This is a genomic window from Serratia marcescens subsp. marcescens ATCC 13880 (genome assembly GCF_017299535.1).
In the GTDB taxonomy this organism is placed as follows: domain Bacteria; phylum Pseudomonadota; class Gammaproteobacteria; order Enterobacterales; family Enterobacteriaceae; genus Serratia; species Serratia marcescens.
The window spans coordinates 505,579-517,723 of the sequence record NZ_CP071238.1 but is presented as its reverse complement, the minus strand read 5'-3'; the positions used below and the strand labels follow the sequence as shown (position 1 = coordinate 517,723).

The following is a 12,145-nucleotide window of genomic DNA, read 5'->3' as shown; positions in this document are numbered from 1 at the left end:
TCAGGTTAACATAATCCGTTAACTCAAATGGCGGGAGATCGTTACGGAGTCGATTATTCTAGCCGTAGCGTCCGCCTTTGTCTTTAAGATTCAGGAGAGTGCATGGAGTTCAGTGTAAAAAGCGGTAGCCCGGAAAAACAGCGCAGTGCCTGTATTGTAGTCGGCGTTTTCGAACCGCGCCGCCTGTCCCCTATCGCAGAACAACTCGACAAAATCAGTGATGGTTATATCAGCGCATTGCTGCGCCGCGGCGAACTGGAAGGCAAGGTCGGGCAGACGCTGCTACTGCACCATGTGCCCAACATTCTCTCCGAGCGCATCCTGCTGATCGGCTGCGGCAAAGAGCGCGAGCTCGATGAGCGCCAATACAAGCAGGTGATCCAGAAAACCATCAATACCCTCAACGACACCGGCTCGATGGAAGCGGTCTGTTTCCTGACCGAGCTGCACGTGAAAGGCCGCAACACCTATTGGAAAGTGCGTCAGGCGGTGGAAACCGCCAAAGAGACGCTCTACACCTTCGATCAGCTGAAAAGCAACAAGGTGGAGCCGCGTCGTCCGCTGCGCAAAATGGTGTTCAACGTGCCGACCCGCCGTGAGCTCACCAGCGGCGAGCGCGCCATCCAGCACGGCCTGGCGGTGGCTTCCGGCATCAAGGCGGCCAAAGATCTCGGCAACATGCCGCCGAACATCTGTAACGCCGGCTACCTGGCCTCGCAGGCCCGTCAGCTGGCGGACGCCTTCAGCACCAACATCACCACCCGCGTCATCGGCGAACAGCAGATGAAAGAGCTGGGCATGAACGCCTATCTGGCGGTCGGCGCCGGTTCGCAGAACGAATCATTGATGTCGGTGATGGAATATAAGGGCAACCCAAATCCGGACGCTAAGCCGATCGTGCTGGTAGGCAAAGGGCTGACCTTCGACTCCGGCGGCATCTCGATCAAACCGGCCGACGGCATGGACGAGATGAAATACGACATGTGCGGCGCGGCGACCGTGTACGGCGTGATGCGCGTGGTGGCGGAGCTGAACCTGCCGCTGAACGTGATCGGCGTGCTGGCCGGCTGTGAAAACATGCCGGGCGGCCGGGCGTACCGTCCGGGCGACGTGCTGACCACCATGTCCGGCCAGACCGTCGAGGTGCTCAACACCGACGCCGAAGGCCGCCTGGTGCTGTGCGATACCCTGACCTACGTCGAGCGCTTCGAGCCGGAGCTGGTGATCGACATCGCCACCCTGACCGGCGCCTGCGTGATCGCCCTGGGCCACCACATCACCGGCCTGATGTCGAACCACAACCCGCTGGCGCACGAGCTGCTGGGCGCTTCCGAGCAGGCCGGCGACCGCGCCTGGCGTTTGCCGATGGCCGACGAGTATTACGAGCAGCTGGACTCCAACTTCGCCGACATGGCGAACATCGGTGGCCGCCCAGGCGGCGCCATCACCGCCGCCTGCTTCCTGTCGCGCTTCACCCGCAAGTACACCTGGGCGCACCTGGATATCGCCGGCACCGCCTGGCGCTCCGGTAAAGCCAAGGGCGCGACCGGCCGCCCGGTAGCGCTGCTGTCGCAGTTCTTGCTCAACCGTGCAGGCCTGAACGGCGACGATTAAATACCCTTCATCTTTCAAGCCGCAGCGTTGTTGGCCGCATTCGTTCACCCCAGTCACTGACTTGATGTCAGCTCCTGGGGATGAACGAACTTGCCGCCTAGCTGCAACTTGAAATCTATTGGGTATATAATCCTCTCAGCAGCGAAGGGGTAGAGTTATCTGCTCCGTTCCCAAAAAGGGCGCAACCTACATGTTGTGCCCTGTTTTTTTATCGGCAGCGGTGGATCCTTAATGAAACAGGCGACGTTTTATTTGCTCGACAACGCGGAACCGTCAGGCGCGCTCAGCGCCCATGAGGCCGTGGCCTGCGCCGTTGCCGCCGAACGCTGGCGTTCCGGCAAGCGGGTGCTGATCGCCTGCGAGAGCCAGGAGCAGGCCCAGCGGCTGGACGAAGCGCTGTGGCAGCGCGAGCCGCATGAATTCGTGCCGCACAATCTGGCCGGCGAAGGGCCGCACTACGGCGCGCCGGTGGAACTGTGCTGGCCCGGCAAGCGCGGCAATGCCCCGCGCGATCTGCTGATCGCCCTGCTGCCGCAGTTTGCCGACTTTGCTACCGCTTTCCATGAAGTGGTAGACTTCGTTCCTTACGAAGACACTCTGAAACAGTTGGCGCGCGACCGTTACAAGGCCTATCGCAGCGTCGGCTTCCATTTGACCACGGCTACGCCGCCAACTCACTGAATACGATAAAGAATGGAAAAGACAAACAGTCAGCTCGACACCGCATACGACCCAAAACAGATCGAACAGAAGCTGTACGATCACTGGGAGAGTCAGGGTTACTTCAAGCCGAACGGCGATACCAGCCAGGAAAGCTTCTGCATCATGATCCCGCCGCCGAACGTCACCGGCAGCCTGCACATGGGCCACGCGTTCCAGCAGACCATCATGGACACCATGATTCGCTATCAGCGCATGCAGGGTAAAAACACCCTGTGGCAGGCGGGCACCGACCACGCCGGCATCGCCACCCAGATGGTGGTGGAGCGCAAGATCGCCGCAGAAGAAGGCAAAACCCGCCACGACTACGGCCGTGACGCGTTCATCGACAAGATCTGGCAGTGGAAGGCGGAATCCGGCGGCACCATCACCCGTCAGATGCGCCGTCTGGGCAACTCCGTGGACTGGGAGCGCGAGCGCTTCACCATGGACGAAGGCCTGTCGAACGCGGTGCGCGAAGTGTTTGTCCGTCTGCACAAAGAAGATCTGATCTACCGCGGCAAGCGCCTGGTGAACTGGGATCCGAAGCTGCGCACCGCCATCTCCGATCTGGAAGTGGAAAACCGCGAATCCAAAGGCTCGATGTGGCACCTGCGCTATCCGCTGGCCGACGGCGCGAAAACCGCCGAGGGCAAAGACTACCTGGTGGTCGCCACCACCCGTCCGGAGACCGTGCTGGGCGATACCGGCGTGGCGGTCAACCCGGAAGATCCGCGCTATAAAGACCTGATCGGCAAAGAGATCATTCTGCCGCTGGTCGGCCGCCGCATCCGCATCGTCGGCGACGAACACGCCGATATGGAAAAAGGCACCGGCTGCGTGAAGATCACCCCGGCGCACGATTTCAACGACTACGAAGTCGGCAAACGCCACGGCCTGCCGATGATCAACATTCTGACCTTCGACGGCGACATCCGTCAGGAAGCGGAAGTGTTCAACACCCTGGGCGAAGTCTGCTCCGACTACTGCAACGAGATCCCGGCCGAGTTCCGCGGCCTGGAGCGCTTCGCGGCGCGTAAAGCGGTGGTTGCCGCCTTCGAAAATCTGGGCCTGCTGGACGAGATCAAACCGCACGACCTGACGGTGCCTTACGGCGACCGCGGCGGCGTGGTGATCGAGCCGATGCTGACCGACCAATGGTACGTGCGCACCGCGCCGCTGGCCAAAGTGGCGGTGGAAGCGGTCGAACAGGGCCAAATCGAGTTCGTGCCGAAGCAGTACGAAAACATGTACTTCAGCTGGATGCGCGACATTCAGGACTGGTGCATCTCGCGTCAGCTGTGGTGGGGCCACCGCATCCCGGCCTGGTACGATGTGAACGGCAAAGTCTATGTGGGCCGCAGCGAAGAAGAAGTGCGCAGCGAGAACAACCTGGGCGCCGACGTGGTGCTGACCCAGGACGAAGACGTGCTGGACACCTGGTTCTCGTCCGGCCTGTGGACCTTCTCCACCCTGGGCTGGCCGGAGCAGACCGACGCGCTGAAAACCTTCCACCCGACCAGCGTGATGGTCAGCGGCTTCGACATCATCTTCTTCTGGATCGCGCGCATGATCATGCTGACCATGCACTTCATCAAGGATGAAAACGGCAAGCCGCAGGTGCCGTTCAAGACCGTCTACATGACCGGTCTTATCCGCGACGACGAAGGCCAGAAGATGTCCAAGTCGAAAGGCAACGTGATCGACCCGCTGGACATGGTCGACGGCATCTCGCTGGAAGACCTGCTGGAAAAACGCACCGGCAATATGATGCAGCCGCAGCTGGCGGAGAAAATCCGCAAGCGCACCGAGAAGCAGTTCCCGAACGGCATCGAGCCGCACGGCACCGACGCCCTGCGCTTCACCCTGGCGGCGCTGGCCTCGACCGGCCGCGACATCAACTGGGACATGAAGCGCCTGGAAGGCTACCGCAACTTCTGTAACAAGCTGTGGAACGCCAGCCGCTTCGTGCTGATGAACACCGAAGCGCACGACTGCGGCTTCAACGGCGGCGAGAAAGTGCTGTCGCTGGCGGATCGCTGGATCCTGGCCGAATTCAACCGCACGGTGAAAGCCTACCGCGAAGCGCTGGATACCTACCGCTTCGATCTGGCGGCCAACATCCTGTACGAATTCACCTGGAACCAGTTCTGCGACTGGTATCTGGAGCTGACCAAGCCTGTCGTGAGCAACGGCAGTGAAGCGGAACAGCGCGGCACCCGCCACACGCTGATCACCGTGCTGGAAGCGCTGCTGCGCCTGGCGCACCCGATCATTCCGTTCATCACCGAAACCATCTGGCAGCGCGTGAAGCCGCTGACCGGCACGGCCGCAGACACCATCATGCTGCAGCCGTTCCCGGCCTACGACGCCGCGCTGGAAGACGAGCAGGCGCTGAACGATCTGGAGTGGATCAAGCAAACCATCATCGCCGTGCGCAACATCCGCGCCGAGATGAACATCGCGCCAAGCAAAGCGCTCGACGTGCTGCTGCGCAACTGCAGCGCCGACGCCCAGCGCCGCGTGCAGGAGAACCAGAGCTTTATCGCCCGCCTGGCGCGTCTGGGATCCATCGCGCTGCTGCCGGCCGGTGAGAAAGGCCCGGTCTCCGTCACCAAGCTGGTGGACGGCGCCGAGTTGCTGATCCCGATGGCCGGTTTCATCGACAAGGACGCCGAGATCGCGCGTCTGGCCAAAGAGATGGGCAAACTGGATGCGGAAATCGCTTCGATCGAAGGCAAGCTGGCGAACGAAGGCTTCGTGGCGCGCGCGCCGGAAGCGGTGGTCGCCAAAGAACGCGATCGTCTGGCGGCCTGCAAAGAAGGCAAAGTGAAGCTGCAGGAACAGCAGGCGACCATCGCCGCGCTGTAATCCACCGGCTCACGCCAACGCCTGAAAACAGCGGGGTCTTCCCCGCTGTTTTTTTATCGCCGTTGCATCCGGGCCGGGTTAGATGTTATTACAAGATATTACTGCTGCAGGGACGCCGCCGGGAAATAACCCCCGGCGCGTTTCGCGCTGCGATAAAAATGAAAAACGAACGTGGTCTCTTTCAATGGCGAGTGTAAACATGACAACAGCAACCCCGGCGCGCCTGCTGGTGCGCCCCATCACGGCGGAAGACAATCCCGCCATTGCTCACGTCATTCGCGAAGTCTCCGCCGAGCACGGCCTGACGGCGGATAAAGGCTATACCGTCTCCGATCCCAACCTGGACGCCCTGTATCAGCTCTATAGCCTGCCGCGCAGCGCTTACTGGGTGATCGAGGTGGACGGCCAGGTCGCCGGCGGCGGCGGCGTCGCGCCGCTGCAGGGCGGCGCCGACGATATTTGCGAATTGCAGAAGATGTATTTCCTGCCGGTGTTGCGCGGCAAGGGATTGGCGAAACGCCTGGCGCTGCAGGCGCTGGATTTCGCCCGCCAGCACGGCTTCCGCTGTTGTTATCTCGAAACCACCGCCAGCCTGACGCAGGCCGTCGCGCTGTACGAACACCTGGGCTTTGAACACATCGACCACGCGATGGGCGCCACCGGCCACGTCGATTGTGAAGTCACCATGCTGAAAACGCTGTAATCCTCCCCTGCCTCTCCATCAGGGCGCAGCTTGCTGCGCCTTTTTATTAATATCACAATCAATCAGTAAAACTCGCTATAACGCCGTTTTTCAAGCAGATAAACTGACGTTAAAAACCACGATGTAAATTTAATGTGAAGTTCGTTAATAAATTAACGATCGCAAATTGACCGCCTTTTCCCCCGCGTTACTCTGCCAGTATCCCAATCGCGCACGGAGAGCCGTCATGTCGGAAAATACCTTTGATTACATCATTGTCGGCGCCGGTTCCGCCGGCTGCGTGCTGGCGGCGCAGCTGATCCGCCGCACCCAGGCGCGGGTGCTGCTGCTGGAAGCCGGCGGCGACGACAATAACCTGTTTATCAAGATGCCGGCCGGGGTGGCCAAGATCATCGCCAAAAAAAGCTGGCCCTACGAGACGGAGCCGGAACCGCACGCCAACAACCGCCGCATGCAGATCGCGCAGGGCAAGGTGCTGGGCGGCAGCAGTTCGGTCAACGGCATGATCTACCTGCGCGGCCAGCCGCAAGACTACGACGACTGGGCCGAACGCTACGGCTGCACCGGCTGGAGCTACCGGGAGGTGCTGCCCTACTTCAAACGCGCCGAGGCCAATGAAAGCCTGTCCGACGACTACCACGGCGCCGACGGGCTGCTGCCGGTCAGCGAAAACCGCTATCGCCACCCGCTCAGCATGGCGTTTATCCGCGCCGGCCAGGAGCTGAACCTGCCCTATCGCAACGACTTCAACGGCGACAGCCAGCACGGCGTCGGTTTCTACCAAACCACCACCCACAACGGCGAACGCGCCAGCACCGCCCGCACCTACCTGAAGGCGGTGCGCGACGAACGGCGGCTGGTGGTGAAACTGAACGCCCTGGCGCACCGGCTGACCTTCGAGGGCAACGTCGCCACCGGCGTGGTCTACAGCCAGAACGGCGGCGCCGAAGTGACCGCGCGCGCCACCAAAGAGGTGATCGTCAGCGCCGGCGCGGTCGGTTCGCCGAAGCTGCTGATGCTGTCCGGCATCGGCCCGCGCGACCACCTGCAGCAACTGGGCATCGAGGTGCGGGCGGATCTGCCGGTGGGCAAAAACTTCCACGACCACCTGCACATGTCGATCAACGTCAGCACCCGCGAGCCGATCAGCCTGTTCGGCGCCGATCGCGGCCTGCAGGCGCTGAGCCACGGCGCGCAGTGGCTGGCGTTTCGCAGCGGGGTGCTCTCATCCAACGTGCTGGAAGGCGCCGCCTTCACCGACAGCCAGGGCGACGGCCGGCCGGACGTGCAGATCCACTTCCTGCCGCTGCTGGACAGCTGGGACGACGTGCCCGGCGAGCCGCTGCCGAACATTCACGGCTTCACGCTCAAGGTCGGCTACCTGCAGCCGAAGGCGCGCGGCGAAGTGCAGCTGCGCAGCAGCAACCCGCGCGATCCGGTCAAGCTGCACGCCAACTACCTCGGCCACCCGGACGATCTGGCCGGCAGCGTGCGCGCGGTGAAGTTCGGCCTGGATTTCCTGCAAACCGCGGCGCTGAAGCCGCTGATCAAAGATCTGCTTATGCCGCAGCCGGAGTGGACGCGCGATGAAGCGCAGCTGGAAGAATTCGTGCGCAACTTCTGCAAGACGGTGTATCACCCGGTGGGCAGTTGCCGCATGGGGCCGTCGCCACAGGACGCGGTGACCGATCCGCAGCTGCGGGTGCACGGTTTTGAACGGCTGCGGGTGATCGACTGCTCGGTGATGCCGCAGCTCACCAGCGGCAACACCAATGCGCCGACCATCATGCTGGCGGAAAAAGCGGTAGATTTGTTGCTGGGCGCGCCGCAGTAAGGGCGCGCCTCAACGTCAGGCGGCGGCGGGCACGCCGCTGTGGAAGCGCAGCTCGCTGTCCGGCGACAGGATCAGCTCAGCTTCGAGGCGGCCGAAATGCGCCACCCGTTCGCTGATGTCGCCGCCGGCGATCTGCTCGGCCAATGTCAGGTAGTCCTGGTAATGCCGCGCTTCGGATCGCAGCAGCGAAACGTAAAAGCGGTTCAGCTCGTCGTCCAGGTGCGGCGCCAGCTTGGCGAAGCGTTCGCAGGATCGCGCTTCGATGTAGGCGCCGCAGATCAGTTTGTCGATCAGCGTCGCCGGATCGTGAGTGCGGATCTCGCGGATCATCCCCTTAGCGTAGCGGCTGGCGGTGATCTTGCGATATGGGATCCCGCGCGCCTGCATGATCTCCAGCACCTGCGAGAAGTGATGCAGCTCTTCCTTGATCAACAGCACCATGCGATCCGCCAAATCCTGGCCGTAGGCCGAGCCGTTTTTCGGCAGGATCTTGCGGGTGAACTGGCCCTGGCGGAACAGCGTGTCCGGCGCGCCCTGCGCCTCGTGCAGAAACGCCTCGTAGGGCCGCAGCAGCGCCAACAGCGCGTCGCCGCTCTCTTTGTCCGCCACGTAGCGGCGGATCAGCCACATGCCGGTCTGCGCGGCCTTCAGCTCGCACACCAGGTGGTCGGTCAGCAACAGCTGCAGGTTTTCCGGACGGCGCGCGGCGTCGATCCAGGCGTCGGGAGTTTCACAGTGCAGGAAGCTTAAAATCGGGGCTAACAGGGATTGGTATGTCATCGGCTTCATTGCCCTATGTATTTCAAGTTGCAGCTAGGCGGCCAGCTCACTCATCCCCAGGAGCTTACTCAGGTAAGTGACTGGGGTGAGAGAGTGCAGCCAACAACGCTGCAGCTTGAAAGACGACGGGGATATCAGGGGCCGACGAGAGCCGGCCCATGTGAATAAGCGGGGTTAATTAGTGGCGTTTGCCGTCGTCGTCTTCGTCGATGTAGTCGCCGTCTTCGTCATCCTCACCGTCTTCACCGTTCGGATCTTCGAAGTAGGTGCCCCAGCCGTCGTAGTTGACGCCGCAGCGTTCCGCCAGCGCCACCAGCTGCTCGACCTGGGCGTCGATCAGTTCGGCATTCAGGCCGACTTCGCTGATCACGTCGCAGCACATCACCAGCGAACCGTCTTCCACTTCCAGCTCTTCGGCGTCGGTCACTTCGTAGCCCAGCTTGAAGGCTTCAACGGCGGCCTGCTCCAGAACCTCAAATTTCTCGGCGGACAGATGGTGCTCGATGGTGTAGAGCGCGTCCGGATCGCTGCCGTCTTCCAGCAGTTCTTCGATGATCAGGCGGGTCTCTTCACGTTGTTCTTCCAGCAATTCGCGGTTTGCCATGCCTATATCCTCAAGTCAAATGGCCTTCATTCCTTCTATTTTCACACACCGCCGACATTGCTTCCACGATAAACGTGAAAGATTTCCTCGTCGGGGTTGAAATTGAATATTCATACATATAAAGTGAATTTTAATTCAATTAAGCAATCAGGGAATCGGACTATGAGCACCGGCAATGCGTTCTACCAACGTCACTTTCTGAGGTTAATGGATTTCACCCCCGCCGAGCTGCAGGCGCTGCTGAAGCTGGCGGCCGATCTGAAACAGGCCAAAAAGCAGGGGCGGGAATCGCGCCGGCTGCAGGGCAAAAACATTGCGCTCATCTTCGAAAAAGACTCGACCCGCACGCGATGCTCTTTCGAAGTTGCCGCATTCGATCAGGGCGCGCAGGTGACCTATCTCGGCCCAAGCGGCAGCCAGATCGGCCATAAAGAGTCGATGAAAGACACCGCCCGGGTGCTGGGCCGCCTGTACGACGGCATTCAGTATCGCGGCTACGGCCAGGCGCTGGTGGAAACCCTGGCGGAACATGCCGGCGTGCCGGTGTGGAACGGCCTGACCGACGAGTTCCACCCTACCCAATTGCTGGCGGATCTGCTCACCGTGCAGGAACACCTGCCGGGCAAGGCGCTGAGTGAAGTGAAGCTGGCGTACGTCGGCGACGCGCGCAACAACATGGGCAACACGCTGCTGGAAGCCGCCGCACTGGCGGGCATGGATCTGCGGCTGGTGGCGCCGAAGGCCTGCTGGCCGCAGCCGGAGCTGGTGGCCGAATGCCAGGCGCTGGCGCAGCAAACCGGCGCGAAACTCACCCTGACCGAAGACATCGCCGAAGGGGTGCAAGACGCTGACTTCCTCTACACCGACGTCTGGGTGTCGATGGGCGAACCGAAAGAAACCTGGCAAGAGCGTATCGCGCTGCTGCGGCCGTATCAGGTCAACATGGCGATGCTGAAACTGACCGGCAACCCGAACGTGAAGTTCCTGCACTGCCTGCCGGCGTTCCACGACGACCAAACCACGCTCGGCAAGCAGATGGCGCAACAGTACGATCTGCACGGCGGCATGGAAGTGACCGACGAGGTGTTCGAGTCGGCGCACAGCGTGGTGTTCGATCAGGCGGAAAACCGGCTGCATACCATCAAGGCGGTGCTGGTCGCCACGCTGAGCGAAACCCTCTGACAATCCTCCTCCTCCGCCCTGGCGCCCCCGGCCAGGGCGGCTAATATATTCCAGGAATATCAAATAGCGCATTGACCTTTGCCCGCCGCCGGCAAAGGTTCTACCGTGACAGGCCGACGGCGCCCGCGCCGTAAAAACCAACGATAACAAACCGTTCGCAGCGCCGCCCTGCGGCGCCTTCAGGGGATACACACCGATGAAAGCCAAACTCTTGCCGCTGTTCCTGCTCGCCGCCCTGCCCGCCGCCGCGTTAGCCGCCACGCCGCCGAATACGCTGGTGGTGGTGCAATCGCTGGATGACATCGTCAGCCTCGATCCGGCGGAAGCCAACGAACTCTCCAGCATCCAGACGGTGCCCAGCCTGTATCAGCGGCTGGTGCAGGCGGATCGCGACGATCCGGCCAAGGTGGCGCCGGTGCTGGCGGAAAGCTGGCGGGGCGATGCGGCGGCCAAAACGCTGACGGTGAAGCTGCGGCCGCAGGCGGCGTTCGCCTCCGGCAACCCGCTGACCGCCGACGACGTGATCTTCTCTTACAGCCGCGCGGTGAAAATGAATAAGTCGCCGGCGTTTATCCTCAACGTGCTCGGCTGGCAGCCGGACAACATCGACGCGCAGCTCAAGAAGATCGACGAACATACTGTGCAGCTGCGCTGGACGGCGGACGTCAGCCCGGCGGTGGCGCTGAATATCCTCTCGACGCCGATCGCCTCGATCGTCGACAGCAAAGCGGCGCTGGCCAACGTCAAAGACGGCGACTTCGGCAACGCCTGGCTGAAGATGCACTCCGCCGGCAGCGGTCCGTTCAAGATGCGCGTCTATCAGCCGCACCAGGCGATCGTGCTGGACGCCAATCCCACCACGCCGGGCGACAAGCCGCAGCTGAAAAACATCATCATTAAAAACGTGCCGGATCCGGCCACCCGCCGCCTGCTGCTCCAGCAGGGCGACGCCGATATCGCCCGCGAACTGGGCGCCGACCAGACCGACACGCTAAAGAATCAGCCGGGCGTCAAGGTGCTGGAGATCCCGTCCGCCGAGCAAAACTATCTGGTGTTCAACACCGGCAACGGCGCCAATCCGCTGTTGAACAACCCGGCCTTCTGGGAAGCGGCGCGCTACCTGGTGGATTATCAGGGCATCACGAAGGATCTGCTGAAGGGCCAATACTTCGTGCACCAGAGCTTCCTGCCGGTCGGGCTGCCGGGCGCGCTGGAGACCAACCCGTTCAGCTACGATCCGGCCAAGGCGAAAGCCATTCTGGCCAAGGCGGGCATCACCCACGCCGCCATTACGCTGGACGTGGAGAACAAACCGCCGTTCATCACCATCGCGCAGGCGCTGCAGGGCAGCTTCGCCGCCGCCGGCGTGAAGATCGAGCTGCTGCCGGCCGCGGGCAGCCAGGTTTACTCGCGCGTGCGCGCCAGGCAGCATCAGGCGGCGATCCGGCTGTGGATCCCGGATTACTTCGACGCCCACTCCAACGCCAGCGCCTTCGCTTACAACGACGGCAAGAGCAGCACGGTGGCCGGGCTGAACGGCTGGCAGATCCCGCAGTTGAATAAGCAGACTCTGGCGGCGCTGGCCGAAGCCGATCCGGCCAAGCGCCGCGCGCTGTACACCGCCATGCAGCAGGAGCTGCAGCGCAGTTCGCCGTACGTGTTTATCGATCAGGCTAAAACCGAAGTGGTGCTGCGCGACAACGTCAAAGGCTATCAACAAGGGTTGAACGCCGACATGGTCTACTACGATCGCGTCAGCAAATAGCCGGCGAGCGGCCATCGCCGGCCAATCGATTGCGGGGCGGCAAAAAACGGCGTTTTAACGCTTGCAGTGGCGAAAAGCGCGAGTATAATGCGC

General features: G+C 61.9%; 9 protein-coding genes. 7 read left to right on the top strand and 2 right to left on the bottom strand.

Annotated elements, in window-relative coordinates; all coding sequences use genetic code 11:
- Positions 1 to 102: 102 nt before the first annotated feature.
- The 5 genes from pepA (at position 103) to J0F90_RS02380 (ending at position 7,721) form a co-directional block, all read left to right on the top strand.
- A complete protein-coding gene (gene pepA, locus J0F90_RS02400; RefSeq protein WP_004933352.1) occupies positions 103 to 1,614 on the top strand; it encodes a leucyl aminopeptidase in 1,512 nt (503 codons plus the stop codon).
- Positions 1,615 to 1,845: 231 nt separating this feature from the next.
- Positions 1,846 to 2,295, top strand: coding sequence for a DNA polymerase III subunit chi (locus tag J0F90_RS02395; protein ID WP_016929275.1), 450 nt, complete (start codon positions 1,846 to 1,848; stop codon positions 2,293 to 2,295).
- A gap of 12 nt (positions 2,296 to 2,307) precedes the next feature.
- Complete coding sequence (locus J0F90_RS02390) at positions 2,308 to 5,184, top strand: valine--tRNA ligase (RefSeq protein WP_033638867.1); 2,877 nt, start codon at positions 2,308 to 2,310, stop codon at positions 5,182 to 5,184.
- A gap of 199 nt (positions 5,185 to 5,383) precedes the next feature.
- Complete coding sequence (locus J0F90_RS02385; protein WP_033638868.1) at positions 5,384 to 5,887, top strand: GNAT family N-acetyltransferase; 504 nt, start codon at positions 5,384 to 5,386, stop codon at positions 5,885 to 5,887.
- A gap of 226 nt (positions 5,888 to 6,113) precedes the next feature.
- Positions 6,114 to 7,721, top strand: a complete 1,608-nt coding sequence (locus tag J0F90_RS02380; RefSeq protein ID WP_033638869.1) for a GMC family oxidoreductase — start codon at positions 6,114 to 6,116, stop codon at positions 7,719 to 7,721.
- 15 nt (positions 7,722 to 7,736) lie between these two features.
- Here the strand turns inward: J0F90_RS02380 and miaE are convergent, their stop codons facing one another.
- Positions 7,737 to 8,501, bottom strand: coding sequence for a tRNA isopentenyl-2-thiomethyl-A-37 hydroxylase MiaE (gene miaE, locus J0F90_RS02375; protein WP_015376459.1), 765 nt, complete (start codon positions 8,499 to 8,501; stop codon positions 7,737 to 7,739).
- 178 nt (positions 8,502 to 8,679) lie between these two features.
- Positions 8,680 to 9,105, bottom strand: coding sequence for a ribonuclease E inhibitor RraB (gene rraB / locus J0F90_RS02370; RefSeq protein WP_004933365.1), 426 nt, complete (start codon positions 9,103 to 9,105; stop codon positions 8,680 to 8,682).
- A gap of 162 nt (positions 9,106 to 9,267) precedes the next feature.
- Between rraB and argF the strand changes: the two genes are divergently transcribed.
- Positions 9,268 to 10,287 carry an ornithine carbamoyltransferase gene (argF, locus tag J0F90_RS02365; RefSeq protein WP_033638870.1) on the top strand — a complete coding sequence of 340 codons (1,020 nt, stop codon included), beginning with the start codon at positions 9,268 to 9,270 and terminating at the stop codon, positions 10,285 to 10,287.
- Positions 10,288 to 10,483: 196 nt separating this feature from the next.
- A complete protein-coding gene (locus J0F90_RS02360; protein ID WP_033638871.1) occupies positions 10,484 to 12,052 on the top strand; it encodes an ABC transporter substrate-binding protein in 1,569 nt (522 codons plus the stop codon).
- Positions 12,053 to 12,145: the final 93 nt, after the last annotated feature.